The 17,929-nt window shown below is 68.7% G+C and carries 19 protein-coding genes and 1 pseudogene; 11 read left to right on the forward strand and 9 right to left on the reverse strand.

Annotated features, from left to right (window positions below; translation table 11 throughout):
* Positions 1 to 21: 21 nt before the first annotated feature.
* Positions 22 to 1,884: a glycosyltransferase family 2 protein gene (locus J2739_RS08685; RefSeq protein ID WP_309900550.1), complete on the forward strand. Its 1,863-nt coding sequence runs from the start codon at positions 22 to 24 to the stop codon at positions 1,882 to 1,884.
* Positions 1,884 to 2,867 carry a glycosyltransferase family 2 protein gene (locus tag J2739_RS08690; protein WP_309900551.1) on the forward strand — a complete coding sequence of 328 codons (984 nt, stop codon included), beginning with the start codon at positions 1,884 to 1,886 and terminating at the stop codon, positions 2,865 to 2,867. Before J2739_RS08685 ends, J2739_RS08690 begins: the two co-directional genes overlap by 1 nt.
* A gap of 3 nt (positions 2,868 to 2,870) precedes the next feature.
* Here the strand turns inward: J2739_RS08690 and J2739_RS08695 are convergent, their stop codons facing one another.
* Positions 2,871 to 3,638 carry a glycosyltransferase family 2 protein gene (locus tag J2739_RS08695; protein ID WP_309900553.1) on the reverse strand — a complete coding sequence of 256 codons (768 nt, stop codon included), beginning with the start codon at positions 3,636 to 3,638 and terminating at the stop codon, positions 2,871 to 2,873.
* A 56-nt stretch (positions 3,639 to 3,694) separates the two neighbouring features.
* Between J2739_RS08695 and J2739_RS08700 the strand changes: the two genes are divergently transcribed.
* Positions 3,695 to 4,789 carry a glycosyltransferase family 4 protein gene (locus J2739_RS08700; RefSeq protein ID WP_309900555.1) on the forward strand — a complete coding sequence of 365 codons (1,095 nt, stop codon included), beginning with the start codon at positions 3,695 to 3,697 and terminating at the stop codon, positions 4,787 to 4,789.
* A gap of 145 nt (positions 4,790 to 4,934) precedes the next feature.
* Complete coding sequence (argB, locus tag J2739_RS08705; protein ID WP_068680954.1) at positions 4,935 to 5,828, forward strand: acetylglutamate kinase; 894 nt, start codon at positions 4,935 to 4,937, stop codon at positions 5,826 to 5,828.
* 323 nt (positions 5,829 to 6,151) lie between these two features.
* Here the strand turns inward: argB and J2739_RS08710 are convergent, their stop codons facing one another.
* Together J2739_RS08710 and galE are read right to left on the reverse strand one after the other, a co-directional pair.
* Positions 6,152 to 7,105 (reverse strand): hypothetical protein, encoded by a 954-nt coding sequence (locus tag J2739_RS08710; RefSeq protein ID WP_309900557.1) that lies wholly within the window; start codon positions 7,103 to 7,105, stop codon positions 6,152 to 6,154.
* Positions 7,106 to 7,185: 80 nt separating this feature from the next.
* Complete coding sequence (gene galE / locus J2739_RS08715) at positions 7,186 to 8,202, reverse strand: UDP-glucose 4-epimerase GalE (protein ID WP_309900559.1); 1,017 nt, start codon at positions 8,200 to 8,202, stop codon at positions 7,186 to 7,188.
* A 122-nt stretch (positions 8,203 to 8,324) separates the two neighbouring features.
* On the opposite strand from galE, the gene slmA reads away from it, so the two are divergent.
* Positions 8,325 to 8,984 (forward strand): nucleoid occlusion factor SlmA, encoded by a 660-nt coding sequence (slmA, locus tag J2739_RS08720; RefSeq protein ID WP_309900561.1) that lies wholly within the window; start codon positions 8,325 to 8,327, stop codon positions 8,982 to 8,984.
* 22 nt (positions 8,985 to 9,006) lie between these two features.
* Positions 9,007 to 9,234 (forward strand): annotated as a pseudogene (locus J2739_RS08725) (catalase); the annotation flags it as partial.
* A 21-nt stretch (positions 9,235 to 9,255) separates the two neighbouring features.
* Here J2739_RS08725 and J2739_RS08730 read toward each other — a convergent pair.
* The 3 genes from J2739_RS08730 to fusA all read right to left on the reverse strand — a co-directional run bounded on the left by J2739_RS08730 (position 9,256) and on the right by fusA (position 12,232).
* Entirely contained in the window at positions 9,256 to 9,774 is a 519-nt protein-coding gene (locus J2739_RS08730) for a BON domain-containing protein (RefSeq protein ID WP_309900563.1), read from the reverse strand.
* A complete protein-coding gene (locus tag J2739_RS08735) occupies positions 9,771 to 10,043 on the reverse strand; it encodes a hypothetical protein (protein WP_309900565.1) in 273 nt (90 codons plus the stop codon). The genes J2739_RS08730 and J2739_RS08735 overlap by 4 nt, the downstream gene beginning before the upstream one ends.
* 128 nt (positions 10,044 to 10,171) lie before the next feature.
* Entirely contained in the window at positions 10,172 to 12,232 is a 2,061-nt protein-coding gene (gene fusA / locus J2739_RS08740) for an elongation factor G (protein ID WP_309900566.1), read from the reverse strand.
* A 197-nt stretch (positions 12,233 to 12,429) separates the two neighbouring features.
* Between fusA and J2739_RS08745 the strand changes: the two genes are divergently transcribed.
* Both J2739_RS08745 and J2739_RS08750 read left to right on the forward strand, forming a co-directional pair.
* Complete coding sequence (locus J2739_RS08745) at positions 12,430 to 12,678, forward strand: DUF1272 domain-containing protein (RefSeq protein ID WP_309900568.1); 249 nt, start codon at positions 12,430 to 12,432, stop codon at positions 12,676 to 12,678.
* Positions 12,679 to 12,733: 55 nt separating this feature from the next.
* Positions 12,734 to 13,366, forward strand: coding sequence for a LysE family translocator (locus tag J2739_RS08750; protein WP_309900570.1), 633 nt, complete (start codon positions 12,734 to 12,736; stop codon positions 13,364 to 13,366).
* Positions 13,367 to 13,420: 54 nt separating this feature from the next.
* Here the strand turns inward: J2739_RS08750 and J2739_RS08755 are convergent, their stop codons facing one another.
* Both J2739_RS08755 and J2739_RS08760 read right to left on the reverse strand, forming a co-directional pair.
* The gene (locus tag J2739_RS08755) at positions 13,421 to 14,317 is read right to left on the reverse strand and encodes an SDR family oxidoreductase (RefSeq protein ID WP_309900572.1); all 897 of its coding nucleotides are present in this window, start codon (positions 14,315 to 14,317) and stop codon (positions 13,421 to 13,423) included.
* A 51-nt stretch (positions 14,318 to 14,368) separates the two neighbouring features.
* Positions 14,369 to 15,226: a helix-turn-helix domain-containing protein gene (locus tag J2739_RS08760; protein ID WP_309900573.1), complete on the reverse strand. Its 858-nt coding sequence runs from the start codon at positions 15,224 to 15,226 to the stop codon at positions 14,369 to 14,371.
* 128 nt (positions 15,227 to 15,354) lie between these two features.
* On the opposite strand from J2739_RS08760, the gene J2739_RS08765 reads away from it, so the two are divergent.
* On the forward strand, positions 15,355 to 15,723 hold the full coding sequence (locus J2739_RS08765) for a VOC family protein (RefSeq protein ID WP_309900575.1): 369 nt from the start codon (positions 15,355 to 15,357) through the stop codon (positions 15,721 to 15,723).
* Between the two features lie 2 nt (positions 15,724 to 15,725).
* Here the strand turns inward: J2739_RS08765 and ydiK are convergent, their stop codons facing one another.
* Positions 15,726 to 16,802: an AI-2E family transporter YdiK gene (gene ydiK, locus J2739_RS08770; RefSeq protein WP_309900577.1), complete on the reverse strand. Its 1,077-nt coding sequence runs from the start codon at positions 16,800 to 16,802 to the stop codon at positions 15,726 to 15,728.
* 90 nt (positions 16,803 to 16,892) lie between these two features.
* Between ydiK and J2739_RS08775 the strand changes: the two genes are divergently transcribed.
* Both J2739_RS08775 and J2739_RS08780 read left to right on the forward strand, forming a co-directional pair.
* Positions 16,893 to 17,462 carry a cysteine dioxygenase family protein gene (locus J2739_RS08775; protein ID WP_309900579.1) on the forward strand — a complete coding sequence of 190 codons (570 nt, stop codon included), beginning with the start codon at positions 16,893 to 16,895 and terminating at the stop codon, positions 17,460 to 17,462.
* 24 nt (positions 17,463 to 17,486) lie between these two features.
* On the forward strand, positions 17,487 to 17,915 hold the full coding sequence (locus J2739_RS08780; RefSeq protein ID WP_309900581.1) for a VOC family protein: 429 nt from the start codon (positions 17,487 to 17,489) through the stop codon (positions 17,913 to 17,915).
* Positions 17,916 to 17,929 lie beyond the last annotated feature (14 nt).

The following is a 17,929-nucleotide window of genomic DNA, read 5'->3' on the forward strand; positions in this document are numbered from 1 at the left end:
GCGCATCAAGGACGACCGCACATGAAGAACCTGGTCTATCGTTTTCTCGTCTTCCCCCTCGCATTGCTGCGCGGTCCCGGATTGTTCGGACGCGTGCAGCGCGCCTGGCGCATCTTCGGCAAGTCCGGCTGGGCCGGCGTGCAATGGGAGCTGGGCCGCCGCATCGGCGGCTACAACAACTACGACAACTGGGTGCGCAAGCACGACACGCTGACGCCGGAGCTGCGCGAGCGGATTGCCCGGCGCGTGGAGGCGATGACGGAGCGCCCGCTGATCTCCGTGATCATGCCGACCTACAACCCCAACCCGGCATGGCTGCGCGAGGCGATCGAGTCCGTCCGCGCGCAGATCTATCCCGACTGGGAGCTGTGCATCGCCGACGATGCTTCGACCTCAAGGGAAGTGCGTGAAACGCTCGAGGCCTACAGCCGCAGCGATGCGCGCATCAAGGTCATCTTCAGGCCGCAGAACGGCCATATCTCGGCGTCCTCGAACAGCGCCATCGAGCTGGCCTCCGGCCCGTGGCTGGCGCTGATGGACCACGACGACCTGTTGCCGGCCCACGCGCTGTCTTGCGTCGCCGAATGCATCGCCGCGAATCCGGGCGTGCGCCTGATCTACTCCGACGAAGACAAGATCGACGAGGGCGGCCACCGCTTCGGTCCCTACTTCAAGCCCGACTGGAACATCGACCTGTTTCGTTCTCAGAACATGTTCAGCCACCTGGGCGTGCTGTCCACCGATCTGGTGCGTGCCGTCGGCGGCTTTCGCGTCGGGCTGGAGGGTTCGCAGGACTGGGACCTCGTGCTGCGCTGCATCGAGCGCGTCGAGCCGCGCCAGATCCGGCACATCCCGCGCGTGCTGTACCACTGGCGCGTGCATGGCGAGAGCACGGCCAAGTCGATGCAGGCCAAGCCTTACGCCGCCGTCGCCGGCGAGCGTGCGCTCGACGAGCACTTCGCACGCACGGGCGTGCAGGCGAAGGCGGAGTATCTAGGCTACGGCTTCCGGGTGCGCTATGCGCTGCCGCCCGCGCCGCCCCTCGTGTCGTTGATCATCCCGACGCGCAATGCACAGGCGCTGGTGCGGCAGTGCGTGGACTCGATCGAGGCGAAAACGGATTACGCGAACCACGAGATCATCCTGGTCGACAACGGCTCCGACGACCCGGCCGCGCTGACGTATTTCGAGGAGCTCGCGAAGCGGCCGAACGTGCGCGTGCTGCGCGACGACCGGCCCTTCAACTACGCCGCGCTCAACAACGCGGCCGTGGCGCAGGCCAGGGGCGAGCTCGTCGCACTGGTCAACAACGACATCGAGGTGATCACGCCGGACTGGCTGTCCGAAATGGTGTCCATCGCCTTGCAGCCCGGCGTCGGCGCGGTGGGCGCGCGACTGTGGTACCCGGGCATGACGCTGCAGCATGCCGGCGTGATCCTCGGCATCGGGGGTATCGCGGCCCATTCGCACCGCGGCATGCCTGCCGGGCGCGAAGGCTATGGGGGCCGCGCCGGTTTGATCCAGTCCTTCTCTGCGGTCACGGCCGCCTGCCTCGTGATCCGTAAGTCGATCTACGAGCAGGTGGGCGGCTTCGACGAGGTCAACCTGCAGGTGGCCTTCAACGACGTGGACTTCTGCCTGCGCCTGGGCGAGGCCGGCTACCGGAATGTCTGGACGCCGTTCGCCGAGCTGATGCACCACGAGTCCGCGACGCGCGGAAAGGACCTGTCGCCCGAGAAGCGCGCGCGCTTCGAGCGGGAGGTGGCCTACATGCACCAGCGCTGGGACCCCATCCTCCAGAACGACCCGGCCTACAGCCCCAACCTCATGCTGGCGCGCGAGGACTTCAGCTACGCCTGGCCCCCGCGCCTCGCGCCGCTCTGATGGCGCTGGGCATCTCCGTCGCGCTGTGCACGCGCAACGGCGCGCGCTACCTGCCGGCGCAGGTGCAGAGCATCTGCACGCAGGAGCCGCTGCCGCGCGAGATCGTGCTGTCCGACGACGGCTCCAGCGACGGCAGCGTGGCGGTCGTGCGCCAGGCCATCGAGGCCTGCGGCGTCGCCTCGCGCGTCGCGCTCACCGTGTTCGAGAACAAGCCGGCCCTGGGCGTCACCCGCAACTTCGAGCAGGCGATCAAGGCCTGTCGGCACGAGCTGATCGCTCTCAGCGACCAGGACGATGTCTGGCATCCGGGCCGCCTCGCACGGATGGCGGCTTGCTTCGACGCCCGGCCGGAGCTTCTGCTGCTGCACACCGATGCCCGGCTGGTGGACGGCGAGCTCCGGCCTCTGGGCGACACGCTGTTCCATGCGCTGGAGGTACAGCCCGGGGAGCTCGAGGCCATCGCCCAGGGCCGCGCCTTCGAGGTGTTCCTGCGGCGCAACCTCGTGACCGGGGCGACCGCCATGTTCCGCCGCAGCCTGCTCGCATCGGCGCTGCCCTTTTCCGACGAATGGGTGCACGACGAATGGCTGGCGGCGCTGGCCGCCGCCACCGGCCGGGTCGACGTGCTGCCCGAAGCCCTGATCGACTACCGCCAGCACGGCAGCAACCAGATCGGCGCCAGGCGCCCTTCATTCGCCGACAAGCTGCGCAAGGCGATGGACACGCGCGGCAGCAAGCACGTGCAGCGCTGGCGGCGCGCGCAGGCGCTGCTCGAACGCCTGCTGGCGCTGCAGGGCGTGGTGCCGCAGGCCGTGCTGGAAGCCCAGCGCGGCAAGGTGGCGCACCAGCGCTTCCGGGCCGAGCTGCCGGCCTCGCGCCTGGCGCGTTGGCTGCCGGTGCTGCGCGAGGCGGCCAGCGGCCGCTACGCGCGTTTCGGCCGCGGCAAGCAGGCCATCGTGCAGGACCTGCTGGAGCGTGGCTAGGCCCTAGCGCGCGCCGGGGCGCGAAGCCGCATCCAGCCGGCGGTAGCGCCAGAACGCGGCCGAGCTCCACACCTTCAGCAGGCTCGTGAGGTGCCAGTACAGGTGCCGCTTGCTGCTGTGGCTCGCACGCTGCGCGTCGTGCCGGGTCTGCAGGTGCTCCGCGATCGACAGCGTCCAGCCGGCCAGGCGCAAGCGCGCGCAGATGTCGAAGTCCTCCCCGTACATGAAGAAGCGCTCGTCGAAGCCGCCGATCTGGCGATAGGCCTCGCTGCGGAACAGCATGAACAGGCCCGGAATCCAGGCCGGTTCCGCCGGTACCGCGTAGCCCGGACGCCGCCGCGTGAGGATCTCGCGCGGCGTGATGATCGCGCGGTGCTGCTCCGGCGTGTTCTTGCCGGGCTCCAGGATGCGCGGCGCCAGCAGGCCGGCGCTTGCCGTCGCGAAATCGACCAGCGGCGCCAGCACGTCGGCGTCGAAGCGGATGTCCGGATTGAGCACCAGGAACCACGGCGTCTCGCAGCGCGCGAAGGCCTGGTTGTGGTTGGCGCCGAAGCCCATCGGGCGGCGGTTCTCGATGCGCTCGATCGGAAAGCCCCAGCGCCCGCCCGCCAATGCATCGGGCTCGGGGATGTTCAGCGTGAGCAGCACCTTGGCCGTCGCGGCGCGGCTGAAACGGTCGAGCTGGTCCAGCAGCGGGCGGATGAGTTCGAGCTGACCATGGCTCACGATCGAGACCGTGACGGCGGGAGAGTGGGGCGGGGATGTGGACATGGTCTAATTTCGCCCGGGGATTCTAGGAGCAGGCTCCTGGGTTCCCGCTCACGCCCATGCTTACCCTGATCGTCATCAGCTTCCTTCTGTCCGCCATCGCCGTGCAGCTGTTCATGCGGCGCGCGCGCCGCCATGCGCGGCGCTATGGCACCGACATGCCGCAGCGCTTCCACAAGGGCCATGTGCCGCGGCTCGGCGGTGCCGGCATGCTGCTCGGCACCGGCGTCGCCTGGCTGGTGGCGGGGCTGCCTTCCGATCCTTTCAATGTGAACTGGCCGGTCAAGGTTTCCGGCATCGCGCTGCTGTGCATCGCGCCGGCGGTGCTCGCCGGCATCGTCGAGGACCTGACCCAGCGCGTCTCGGTACGCTACCGGCTCGGCATCACCATCGGCTCGGCGCTGCTCCTGTGCTGGTTGCTCAAGCTGGGCGTCGCGCGCACCGGCATTCCCTTCGTCGACAGCTGGCTTCAGGCCTGGCCCTATGCCGCGATGCTGTTCGCGGTCGTCGCCATCGGCGGCTTGCCGCACGCCTTCAACATCATCGACGGCTACAACGGGCTGGCCGGCACGGTCGCCATCCTGGTGTGCCTGGCGATCTCGCACGTGGCGCTGCAGGTGGGCGACCGGCAGCTCGCCGCCATGGTGATCTGCCTGGTCGGCGCGACCGCGGGCTTCCTGATCTGGAACTACCCGCGCGGCAAGATCTTCGCCGGCGACGGCGGGGCCTATGTCTGGGGCATGGTGATCGCGCTGGCCGCGGTCACGCTGGTGCAGCGGCACCGGGTGGTCTCGCCGTGGTTCCCGATGCTGCTCCTGATCTACCCGGTGTGGGAAACGGTTTTCTCGGTCTACCGCCGCTTCGTGCGCGGCCAGTCGCCGGGCGACCCCGACGCGCTGCACTTCCACCAGCTGATCTTCCGGCGCATCGTGCGCGTGGCCTTCGCCGACGACGAGGCCCGCCAGCTGCTGGCGCGCAACAACCGCACCTCGCCCTACCTGTGGATCTTCGCGGCCCTCACCGTGGTGCCGGCCGTGCTGTTCTGGAACAACACGCCGGTGCTGATGGCCTTCAGCGCGCTGTTCATCGCCACCTACGTCCTGGCCTACTTCATGATCGTGCGCTTCAAGGTGCCCCGCTGGCTGCGCCCCTGAACCGCTAAGCTCTCCCCCAGGTTGGCTCACTTCGTGTAGCCGCCCACCCCCTCACCGGGGACAACACCAGCGGCCCGGCAAAGCCGGTTCCGCGGTGTTTCCCGAATTTGCCGGCAAAATCCCGTCGTCTTTCAGCGTGAGCACCATGACCGATCCTGTCCTCAATATTCCTCCGCGCGACAAGGCCGAGATCCTGGCCCAGGCGCTGCCCTACATCCGCAAGTTCCACGGCAAGACCATCGTCATCAAGTACGGCGGCAATGCCATGACGGACCCGGCCCTGCAGGCCGACTTCGCGGAAGACGTCGTGCTGCTCAAGCTGGTCGGCATGAACCCGGTGGTGGTCCATGGCGGCGGCCCGCAGATCGAGGCCGCGCTCAACCGGCTCGGCAAGAAGGGCCATTTCATCCAGGGCATGCGCGTGACCGACGCCGAGACCATGGAAGTCGTCGAGTGGGTGCTGGCCGGCGAGGTGCAGCAGGACATCGTGGGCCTGATCAACCAGGCCGGCGGCAAGGCGGTCGGCCTGACGGGGCGCGACGGCGGCCTGATCCGCGCCCAGAAGCTCAAGATGGCGGACCGCAACGACCCGAACATCGAGCATGACGTCGGCCAGGTGGGCGACATCGTCGCCATCGATCCCGGCGTGGTCAAGGCGCTGCAGGACGACGCCTTCATCCCCGTCGTGAGCCCGATCGGCTTTGGCGAGGAGAACGAGAGCTACAACATCAACGCCGACGTGGTGGCCGGCAAGCTGGCCACCGTGCTCAAGGCCGAGAAGCTGATGCTGCTGACCAACACGCCCGGCGTGCTCGACAAGGACGGCAAGCTGCTGACTAACCTCAGCGCGCGGGAGATCGACGACCTGTTCGCCGACGGCACCATCTCCGGCGGCATGCTGCCGAAGATCGAGGGCGCGCTCGACGCGGCCAAGAGCGGCGTCAACGCGGTGCACATCATCGACGGGCGGGTGCCGCACGCGATGCTGCTGGAGATCCTCACGGATCAGGCGTACGGGACCATGATCCGGGCTCGCTGAACATTCAAGCGCTGGCTCGTGACAGCCGGCTACGAGGTCTTGCCCAGATTCAACGCGCAGGGCTTGCTGATCCTCAAGGAGTCTTTCGCCTACCTGCCTGGAGGCCCGCTTCCAGGGCCGCTGCCTGGGGGCGGGCCTCTCCCTGCGTCGCCGTTCTACATCCCGGCGAACCCCGCGCCACTGAATCCGTTCATGACGCCTGCCTTTCCATTTCAGACGCCTTCATCGCTGCCGGCCATCGACGATGACCCCTATCCCAATGCGTACGTGGATGTAGGGCCCTTGGAACCCTCGTGGGACTGGTAGGACACTGCCTTCCGGCCCTAAAGCTCACCGGCCGGCGCTTGTACCTTCAGTGGCGAAGACGACTCCAGCGATCCAGAGCCCACGAGACGTGCCAGGTCGCGCTTCATCGCTTCGGGCATGGATTCACCTTTGACCGTCGTGTTCGTCGGCACACAGATCGAATTCGGAAAGGTGATCGGAGGCAGGTCCGAGTACCCACCCGTCCTGGCGAGATCCAGCATGTAGGCGCGGTAGGCCTGTCTTGCCTTCTCCACCGCCGAGTCCAGGTTGATCAAGGAATAGATCAACTGCCCGGCGTCCCCGGATTTGCCGGCCCGTTCCATCTGGGTCTGAATTGCCGAGAGGTCGCTCACGGTGATCTTGTCGAGGTTGCCGGCGTGGTACTTGTCCGCATACGCGCGGACCTGCTCCATGACGGGATTGTTCTGCAGGTCGTTCCCGTCGAGGGCCACGGCCCAGTGCCGGCCCTCGGCCTGGAAGGTGCCGATCACGAGAATCGCGTGGTGTCCCGCGTACTGCGTACCGCCCTGGTCGGCTGGCAGCATTCGTGCGAGGTTCAACACGCACGGGCCGTGCAGTTCCACCGTCGCGACGATGTCTTCGACCGTCGGGTCGTGACGGTACTCTCGATCCAGTTCCGGCGCTTTGTCGAGGCCGAGCCTCCGTTGCAACTGCCGAAGCAACCCTCCGCCACTGCCGTTGCCCGCGATCTCGACCTGGCGCTGGTCATGCAGGGTACCCAGGATGTTCTCCTGCATTCCCTCCGAATTGGCCACGCACTCGCCCGGGCTCTGGAGCCGATAGTTGTGTGCGAGGGCCGCTGCCCAAGGGCTTCGCTGGAGGACCCTGAGCACGGCCTCATTCACGAACCGGCGACCCTGCTGGCCGGGCTGCGCTTGCAGTGGGTGTGAGGCCGGTGCGCGCCGGCTGAATGCCGGCACCTGAAGATGCGCTGATGATCTGGTGAACATGGGCTTGTCGTGTCTCCTGTGGGGTCCCTGCCTGGGTGGCCGCGGCACGGACTTGGTTCCACGCTGCCCGCGCTCCCCGATCAGTCGTAGCCCTTCGGATTCCCCTGCTGCCACCGCCAGCTGTCCGCGCACATCTCATCCAGCCCGCGCCGCGCACGCCAGCCCAGGAGCGATTCGGCGAGCGCTGGATCGCCCCAGTAGGCCGGCACATCGCCCGGGCGCCGCGGCCCGATCTCGTAGGCGATGGTCTTGCCGCTCGCCCGCTCGAAGGCCTTCACCACGTCGAGCACCGAGGCGCCCTGGCCCGTGCCGAGGTTCAGCGTCACCAGTCCGGGCTGGCGCTCGGCGTGGCGCAGCGCCGCCACGTGCCCCTCGGCCAGGTCCATCACGTGCACATAGTCGCGCACGCCGGTGCCGTCCGGCGTCGGGTAGTCGCCGCCATGCACCGAAAGCTTCTCGCGCAGCCCCACCGCCACCTGGCTCACGAAGGGCATCAGGTTGTTGGGCTTGCCCTGGGGGTGCTCGCCGATCAGCCCGCTCTCGTGCGCGCCTACCGGGTTGAAGTAGCGCAGCAGCGCGATGCGCCAGGCGGGGTGCGCGCGATGCAGGTCGCGCAGCGCCTCCTCCACCATCAGCTTCGACCGGCCGTAGGGGTTCTCGGGCCGCAGCGCTGCGCTTTCGGGGATCGGTGAACGGTCCGGGTCGCCGTACACGGTCGCCGAGGAAGAGAAGATCAGCGTGCGCACGCCCGCCGCCTGCATCGCCTCGGCCAGCACGAAGCTGCCGTGCACATTGTTCTGGTAGTAGGTGATCGGGTCGGCCACCGAGTCGCCCACGGCCTTGAGGCCGGCGAAATGGATCACGCCGCCGATGGCCTCCTCGCGGAACAGCCGGTCGAGCAGGGCGCGGTCGCGCACGTCGCCCTCGATGAAGCGCGGCGCGGTGCCGATGATCCGGCCGAGCCGATCGAGCACGCGCACGTCGCTGTTGCCGAGGTTGTCGAGGATCAGCGGCACGTAGCCCGCCGCTGCCAGCGCCACGCAGGTGTGGCTGCCGATGAAGCCGGCCCCGCCGGTCACAAGAATCGTTGGGCTCATCGTTCTCTCTTGCCGGTATCGTTAAAAAACCTGTTGATTCTGCGCGACGTACAGTGGAAGCCCGGTTGGCTCGCGCTGACGTCGCTATGCGAGAATCATTTTTTTACATTTTGCACGCGCCCATGCAGAACGATGACGAGACAAGCGCCCCTGGTGCTCCGCTGAGTTCCGTGAGTCCCGAGCCGGTGGCCGCAGCACCGACGCGCAAACGTCCGAAGCCGGGCGAACGGCGTGTGCAGATCCTCCAGGCCCTGGCGGCCATGCTGGAGCAGCCGGGCGCCGAACGGGTGACGACCGCCGCCCTGGCGGCCCGGCTCGAGGTCAGCGAGGCCGCGCTGTACCGCCACTTCGCGAGCAAGGCGCAGATGTTCGAAGGCCTGATCGACTTCATCGAGCAGAGCGTCTTCACCCTGATCAACCAGATCACCGAGCGTTCTGCGCCGGGCCAGGAGCAGGCCTCGCGCATCGTCGCGATGCTCGTCCAGTTCGCCGAAAAGAACCCGGGCATGACCCGCGTGATGGTGGGCGACGCGCTGGTCTTCGAGAACGAGCGCCTGCAGAACCGCATGAACCAGTTCTTCGACAAGATCGAGGCCACGCTGCGCCAGGCCTTGCGCGGCGCTGCCGCGGCCGAAGGCTCGGCAACGCCCAGCGTCGATGCGCAGGTGCGCGCTTCCGCGATCACGGCCTTCGTGGTCGGACGCCTGCAGCGCTTCGCCCGCTCGGGATTCCGGCGCCAGCCCTCGGAGCATCTCGAGGCCGCCGTCGCGCTGATGCTCTGAAGCGCAGCCGCCGGGACGAGCGCTGCTGGCCCGCTTCTCCTCGGTGGCGCCCGAATCCGGCGGCGCCGACACTCAGCGCGACCCGCGCGGCTTCGCGCTGAAGTTCCCCGACTTCATCGATACGCAGAAGCGCGATCCCTACAGCCGTGTGCAGGAGCCCGACAACGTCTGGGATTTCGCCGTGCAGGCGCGCACCAGGGGCGAAGAAGTGGCGCTGCAGACCGGCAAGCCGGCGCAAGCCACAAGTTGAAGCGGCCGGCGCGCGCCGGCTTCAGTTCGTCACCGTGATCTGGTTGTCGACCTTGTCGACGCCGTTCACGTTGCGCGCGATCTGCTCGGCGCGCTGCTTCGCCTCGGCGCTCGGCGCCGAGCCGCTCAGCCGCACGGCGCCGGCGTTGGAGGCCACCTCGATGCGCCGCGGGCCGAGTTCCGGGTCGCGCGCGATCGCGGCCGATACCGACGCGGTGATCGCCGTGTCGTTGGCTGTCGAGCCCAGCTTGCCGCCGGCGTTCTTCAGTGCCTGCTTGGCGGCTTCCACATCCTCCTTCACGGCCGGCGACTTGAAGTAGTTCACCGTGTTGTCGCGGGCCTTCTCCGCCAGGTCGGCGGCCTTGCGCGCGGCGGCGACGGTGGCATCCTCCGTCTTCTCGACCGCTGTATCGACGTTCTTCCGGCTTTCGGCCTTCTCGCTTTCGCTGCAGGCCGCCAGCGCCGCCACGAGGGCGCCCGCCAGCAGGAAGGCGCAGTTCAGGCGCACGAGCCGAAGCAGCAGCGCGTTGTCCCATGTCATCGCAGTTCTCCTTGCCGAGGGCGCCGGGTGCCGCGAAGCTCCTCCAGCATCCGCGCCAGCCGCGCCACGCCGCCGGTGCCGCTGGCCGCGCGGCCGATGAAGGCGCCGGCCGCGGCGGCGACCAGCGCGCGCCCGATGAGCGAGCGGCTGCGGCCGGTCGCCATCAACAGCAGCACGCCGGTGGCCAGCACGATCAGGTGTTCGCCCGGCAGATCGGGCCGGCGCGCATCCGCTTCCTTCAGCGATGCGAGCCACGGCTTCAGTTCCATGAGCACTCCTCTTTGCAGCGTTCTTCATAGCCGCGGCGCCGCACGGCCGGTGTAGGCCGGCTTCGACGATGAAAAGGGGAGCTCGCCGTCATCCGCCCTTCGATCAGGGCCGGGGCGGGCGCGCAGTCTCACTCCGTGTCGCGCACCTTGTGCTGCGACGTCAGCTGCTGCTGCATCGTGGGCGGCACCGCCTCGTAGTGCGACAGCTCGATGGTGTAGCGCCCCTGGCCGCTGGTCATCGCATTGAGCCGCGACTGGTAGCCCGACAGTTCCGACATCGGCACCTGGCCGCGGACCAGCACCGTGCCGGCCGCTGCATTGGCGGTGCCGGTGACCAGCCCGCGGCGCGATGACAGGTCGCCGGTAATGTCGCCGATGGCGAAGTCGGGCGCGGCGATGTCGATCTTCACCACGGGTTCCAGCACGATCGGCCGCGCCTCCTGGATCGCCGCGATGAAGGCCTTGCGCCCCGCGGTGGCGAAGGCGATGTCCTTGCTGTCCACGCTGTGGCTCTTGCCGTCGTACACCGTCACGCGCACGTCCACCACCGGGTAGCCCGCGATCGCGCCATGCTCCAGCACCTCGCGCACGCCCTTCTCGACGGCCGGGATGAACTGGTAGGGAATGGCTCCGCCCTTGACTTCGTCCTTGAACTCGAAGCCCGTGCCGCGCGCCAGCGGCTCGACGCGCAGGAAGACCTCGCCGAACTGGCCGGCGCCGCCGGTCTGCTTCTTGTGGCGATGGTGGCCCTCCGCCGGCGCCGTCACCGTTTCGCGGTACGCAATGCGCGGCGGCCGGGTGTTGACCTCGAAGCGGTACACCTCGCGCAGCCGCTCCAGCAGCACGCGCAGGTGCAGCTCGCCTAGGCCGTAGACGATGGTCTCGTTGGTGGCCGCCACGTGCTCCACGCGCAGGCAGGGGTCCTCGTCCACCAGCTTGCCCAGGATCTCCCACAGCCGCTGCTCGTCGCCGTGCCGCTGCGGCTCGATCGCCAGTCCGTGCACCGGGATCGGGAAGTCCAGCGCCGCAAGGTGCACGTGGTCGTCCTCGGCCGCGTCGTGCAGCACGGCGTCGAAGTGGATGTCCTCCACCTTCGCCACCGCCGCAATGTCGCCCGGCAACGCGCGCTGCACCTCCGTGTATTCCTTGCCCTGCAGCATGAAGAGGTGCCCCACCTTGAAGGGCTTCCGGCCGTCGCCGATGAAGAGCTGGCTGTCGCGCGAGATGGTGCCCTGGTGCACCCGGAAGATGCCCATCTTGCCCACGTACGGATCGACCGTGACCTTGAACACATGCGCCAGCACGTGCAGCGAGGGGTCGGGCTTCGCCTCCATCGGCCGTGCGTCCTCGCCCTCGCCGACCAGGAACGCGGGCGGATTGGCCTCGGTCGGGTCGGGCAGCAGCTTGACGATCACGTCCAGCAGCTCGCCGAGGCCGGCCCCGTTGCGTGCCGAGACGAAGCACACCGGGATCAGGTGCCCTTCGCGCAGCGCCTGCTCCAGCGGCGCATGCAGCTCGCTGGGATCGAGGTCGCCTTCCTCGAGGTAGCGGTCGACGAAGGCTGCGTCCACCTCCACCACCTGCTCGACCAGCGCGCGATGCGCCGTCTCCACGTCGCCCATGGTGCAGCCGCCCTCGCGGTTGTAGAAGCAGTCCAGCACTTTCGTGCCGCCGTCATCGGGCAGGTTGACCGGCAGGCACTCGCGGCCGAAGGCGGCCTGGATCTGCGCCAGCAGGCCCGCCATGTCCACGCCCTGCGAGTCGATCTTGTTGACGATCACCATGCGCGCCAGCTTGCGCGCCGCCGCATGCTCCATCATGCGCACCGCCATCTGCTCGATGCCGGTGGCCGCGTTGATCACCACCGCCGCCGTCTCCACCGCCTCCAGCGCCGGCAGGCTCTGGCCGAGAAAGTCCGCGCCGCCGGGTGTGTCGATGAAGTGGATGCGCGTGCCTGCATGCGTGAGATGCAACACCGAGGAATTGAGCGAGTGCTGCATTCGCCGCTCGAGCGGGTCGAAGTCGCTCACGGTACTGCCGCGCTCCACGCTCCCCGGCGCGCCGATGGCGCCCGACTTGAGCAGCAAGGCCTCGGCCAGGGTGGTCTTGCCCGCGGCAGACGGACCGACGAGCGCGAGGGTTCGCACCGCTTCCATCTCGGCCACGAGGCCGTTCGATCGGCTTGGCATGGACATCTCCTTGTGCGCCTCGGAAGGCGCTTTGGGCGGTCCGGTGGGAAAAGCGCGCTCCGCCCGGTGGCGGTCCAGGGTACGGGATTGCCCAGCGCGACGCAAGGCGGAGAACCTGAGCGGGCGCCTCGCCAGGCCGCGGCGGGGGCATCTCGTATAAGCTCCCTCGCTTCGACCCCGACCCCGAGGACCTCGCCATGCTCCAAATGCGCCCTGGTTGCGAGTGCTGCGACCGCGACCTTCCGCCGGATTCCCCCGACGCCCGCATCTGCACCTTCGAATGCACCTTCTGCAGCGAGTGTGCCGACCGGCGCCTGGCCGGCCACTGCCCCAACTGCGGCGGCGAACTGGTGCAGCGCCCGCGGCGGCCGGCGGCCAAGCTCGGCCAGTACCCGGCCTCGACCACCCGTGTCTTGAAGCCCGAGGGCTGCGGGGCGCCGGCATGAGACGGCCGGCCTTCTCCATGGCGAATCCCGCAGGGCGCAGCGCGGAGCTTGTCCCATGAGTACCGCGACCCTGCTCGTCTTCGCGCTCGTCGCGCTGATCGCCATCGCCACTCCCGGCCCGACCGTGCTGCTGGCCTTGGCCAACGGCTCGCGCTTCGGCGTGCGTCGCGCGCTGCCCGGCATGCTGGGCGCGGTCGCTTCCGACTTCGTGCTGGTGGGCGCCGTGGCGCTGGGCCTGGGCGCGCTGCTCGCCGCCTCGGAGTTCTGGTTCTCGGTGCTCAAGTGGGCGGGCGCAGCCTACCTGGCGTGGGTGGGCTTGCGCCTGCTGCGCTCGCAGGGCGGACTCGACCTCTCACCGCAGGATGCGGCCGGCACCCGCGGCAGCCCGCGCGCCATCTTCGCCAAGTCCTTCCTGGTGGCCGTGACCAATCCGAAGGGCTACCTGTTCTGCTCGGCGCTGATGCCGCAGTTCATCGATCCGGCTGCGCCGCAGTGGCCGCAGTACGCGCTCATCGCCATCGTTTTCGCGGGGCTCGATTTCTCGGTGATGCTGGCCTATGCCGTGATTGGCGCGCGCGCCGTCAAGCTGCTGCGCCGGCGCGCCGTGCTGTGGCTGGACCGTCTGTGCGGCGGGGCCCTGCTGGCCTTGGCCGGCTCGCTCGCCTTCTATCGCCGCAGCGCGAGCTGATCGCCCGGTATCGCTTCTCTTCCGCCGGCGGGAGAGAGCCGGGCCGAGGGTGGCTCACCCTTCCTCGAGCTCGAAGGCCGGCACCCGCCGCCCATCGACATCCGTGAACCCATACTCCCGCGCGAGGTCCGCGACCCGGTGCACCGCGCCGCTCTTACCCAGCACGCCGGCATCCCCGCCCAGTGCCGCCACAGCCCGCCCCAGGTAGCGCGGCGATTCCGTCCGCGCGAGCGCGGGCCGCTCCTGCCAATGCGACTCGTCGGTCTTGTGTGCGGCCAGGACGAACTCCGTACGCATCCACCCCGGCGATACCGCCAGCGAGGCCACGCCATGCGGCCGCAGCTCCTGCGCCATTCCGAAGGCCAGCCGCGTCATGCTCGCCTTGGCCAGGTCGTAGAACAGATTGCCTCGCAGGTAGCGGTCGCGGTCCCAGAAGGTCGTCGTCACGATCAGCCCTCGCTTGCGGCGCACCATCATCGGCGCCGCGAAGCGGCTGGCCAGCAGGTGATTGCGCACGCCGTGGTCGAACATCGACTCCCAGTTCGCGAGTGGATGCTCCCAGAAGGGTGCGTCGAACACGCCGTTGAAAGTCTCATGCCCGCCCCAGGCGTTGTTCACCAGCAGGTCGACGCGGCCGGCCTCGCGCTCCACGCGTGCGAACAGCGCCTCCACATCGTCTTCGCAGGTGTGGTCGCAGCGCACCGCGATGCCGCGCCCGCCCATGCGCGTGACGGCCTCGGCCGTCTCGTCGATGCTGCCGGGGAGCGCGTCGAGCCCTGACAGGCCCATCAGCTGGGCATAGGTGCCGGCCGGTTGCGCACGCGTGCTGCGCCCTGTGACATACACAGTCGCGCCCGCCGCGCCCAGCTCCTGGGCGATGCCGCGCCCCGCACCGCGGCTGGCACCGGTCACCACTGCCACGCAGTCCTTCAGCGTTGGTTGTTGCTGCATCCGTTGTTCCTTCTTCGCGTGTGTATCGAGTGCGGCAACGATAGGCCGCCTTCAATCCGCCGTCTTGGAAGAACCCGAAAGCGCGCGCCCGAGGAACTCGGTCGGCGTCAGGCCGCACAGTGTCCGGAACTCGTTGGCCAGGTGTGACTGGTCGTAGTAGCCGTGCTCGATGGCCACCGCCGCCCAGTCGGGTGCCGCCTGACCGCGCAATCCGCGCAGGCAGTCATGCAGCCGCGCGAGCCGGGCCCAGGCGCGCGGCGACAGGCCCACCTGCGCGTGGAACAGCTGTTGCAGCCGCCGCTCTCCGACGCCGACAGCGGCAGCCACCTCGCGCAGGGGACGACGACCGCCCGAGGTGGCGATGAGCCGAGCTGCATGTGTTGCGGCCTGTTGTGCGGCGGATGCGCGCCTGTCCCCGGTCACCCGGCGCTGCAAGGCGGCCTGCAGCCGCGCGACGCGGGCGGCATCGTCGGGCGCCTCGGCCATGCGCTCCAGCAACTGCATTCCTTGGCCCTGCCACAGCATCTCCAGCGGCACCGCCGTACCTGCGAGCTCGCCCGCCGGTACACCCAGCAGGTCGGCCACAGCGCCGGGGCGCAGCGTGACGGACACCCCATCCATCCGGCCGCGCAGGCGCACCAGCGCCGGTGCCGTCGCCGCACCGACGACGAATGCGCAGGGGCTGGCGATCTCGCCCAGGTCGAAGATCAGCCGCACCGCTCCGTCGGGCAGCACGCGCTCCATCACCTCATGCCCGGCCGCGAAGTCCTCACGGCACAGCAGCACGTGCGAGACATGCGCCCGCAGTGCAGCGCTCACGGGCGAGGCGCGCAACGTGCCGGCGGGCGCATCCGCCTCCGGCCCTTGCACAGGGTCGTCATCGAGCCGGAGGAAAAGGCGTTCGCTCATGATGAAAGGCCGCACCGCATGCCCTCGCCGTTCCTTCTTCTCCAAAAAAACCAAGACTACTGACAGGTTCTGACAGTAGCTCTTCCTAGCATCGATCGCTCCACCCCCACCGATCGCAGGAGCGTTCCATGTCCGACCCCAACTTCCTCATCCTCTACGTCCGCAGTCCCATCGAGAGCGTGGCCTTCTACAGCGGCCTGCTCGGCAAGCAGCCCGCCGAGGCATCGCCGACCTTCGCCATGTTCCCGCTCGACTCGGGCGTGATGCTCGGCCTGTGGGCCGCGCACACCGTGCAGCCGACAGCCACCGCGGCGGGCGGCACCGAAGTCGCCTTCGCCGTCGACGACAACGACGCCGTGCGCACCCTCCATGCGGCCTGGTCCGCCAGGGGCATCCCCATCGCCCAGCCGCTCACCGAGATGGACTTCGGCTACACCTTCGTCGCGCTCGACCCGGACGGACACCGGCTGCGCGTCTTCGCGCCGAGCACCCCCTGAGCCTACGGCTGCGCGGCATCGGCGGCCAGCGGCTCGTCGTCGCGCAGCCAGGCGGTGACCAGCGTGTACGACACCGCCAGCATCACCGGCCCCACGAAGATACCGACCAGCCCGAAGCCCAGCAGCCCGCCGATCACGCCCGCGAAGATCAGCAGCAGCGGCAGGTCGGCGCCGCGGCGGATCAGCAGCGGGCGCAGGAAGTTGTCCATGGTCCCCACGATGACGGTCCACACCAGCAGGAAGATCCCCCAGCCCGTCGACCCGCTCCAGAACACCCAGATCACGGCAGGCGCCAGCACCAGCGTCGGCCCGACCTGCACGATGCACAGGATGAACATCACCGCCGTGAGCAGCGCTGCGAAGGACACCCCCGCGATCGCCAGCCCGATGCCGCCCACCACGGCCTGGATGATCGCAGTCACCCCCACGCCGAGTGCGACGCCGCGAATCGCCTTGCCCGCCAGCACCACCGCATCTTCCCCGCGCTGGCCGCCGAGCTTGAAGCCGAAGCGCCGCACCACCGCCGCCGCCGACTCGCCGCTCGCGTACATCATTCCGGCGATCACCACCGTCAGCAGGAACTGCAGCGTCAGCGCCCCCAGCACGCCGGCCTGCGCGAGCAGAAACGAGGTGACCTGCCGGATATACGGCGTGACCTGGGCCTCCAGCCCCGAAACGCCCGCGGCCACCAGATCATTCCAGGCCTTCGTCGCTCGCGTCCCGATCAGCGGGAGGCGCTGCACCCACCCGGGCAGCGTGGGCGGGCCCTGGCTGATCAGCATGCGGACCCAGGCGACGACTTCCTCCGCGTTCGAGGCAATCGTCGAGATCGCCAGCGTGAGCGGCAGCACGAAGAGCAGCAGCAGGATCACGACCATCACCAGCACCGCGAGGCTGCGGCGCTTCCACAGGCGGGCCTGGATCCAGAGGAAGGCCGGCCATGTCGCGACCACGACCATCGCGGCCCAGATGGTCGCGCCCAGGAAGGGCCGGAGGATCCAGAGGGAGGAGCCGATGAGGAGGGCCAGCGTGAGTACGCCGAAAGTTGTCTTGGCGAGATCGGGACGGGGAGCGGTCATGGTGCAGGGGCTGTGGTGCGCGATCCGCAGTGTGCGCGAACTGGCCGGCCGATGGATGCCTTTGGCCCGGCTCAGCCGCACAATTCAACCATGACCTCCACCGCGCTCGAATCATTCATCGCCCAGGCCACGGCCCGGAGTCGCCTGCAACCCGATCCGGCGGACTGCGTGCTCGCGCTTGCACCGCTGATGCTCGATCTGCTCGATCAGGCCGGCACCTTCCTCGAACCTCAGCACTATCGCAGCAGCACCACGGGCTACACCCGCAATCTCATCTTCGATGCGCCGGATGCAAGTCTCTCCCTGTACTCCATCGTGTGGCTGCCTGGCCAGTGGACGCCCGTGCACGACCATGGAAGCTGGGGCGTCGTGGGCGTACTGGAAGGCATCCTGGAGGAGCGCGGCTACGTGAGGCTGTCGCCTGATCGCGGTGCCGACAAGGAGATCGACCTGGCGCGCGGCGGCACCGTCCTGCTGCGGCATGGTGCCGTGACCAGCTTCGTGCCGAACCCGGACCACATCCACGTCACCGGCGTTGCCGCGGATCGGCCTCGCGCAGTCAGTCTCCACCTCTATGGCAGGACGATGAGCAACTTTAATATCTACGACGTCGGCGCGCGGACGCGCCGGCGCATCGAGGTGGCCCACAACGAAAGTTGATTCACTCACCCAAGGAGCTTATGCATGGAAACACAGGAACTGCATCGCGGGCGCTTGATCGATCACCTGCAACTCGTCGTGCGCGATCTCGCCGCCAGCCGGGATTTTTACAGCGCAGTGTTCGAGGTGCTGAAGATCCCCATGGCCGGCGCGGGCGACGACTATTTCTGGGCCGACGAGCTTTTCGTTTCGACCGCTGACAGCAAGGACGCGCTGGGCCAGCTGACCGGTCGCCACCACCTGGCGTTCCAGGCCCGGGACCGCGCCATGGTCGATGCTTTCCACAAGGCCGCGCTTGCGCACGGGGGCACGGACAACGGAGCACCCGGCGAGCGGCGGTATCACCCGGGCTACTACGCGTGCTTCGTGCTCGACCCCGACGGCAACAACATCGAGGCCGTGTTCCACGGCGCGGCCCAGCGCAGCGCGGACTCCGTCAAGGTGACGTTCTGAGCGGCCTCGGTGCG

Origin of the sequence: Variovorax soli, from assembly GCF_031454625.1 — a bacterium.
Lineage (GTDB): Bacteria > Pseudomonadota > Gammaproteobacteria > Burkholderiales > Burkholderiaceae_C > Variovorax > Variovorax soli_A.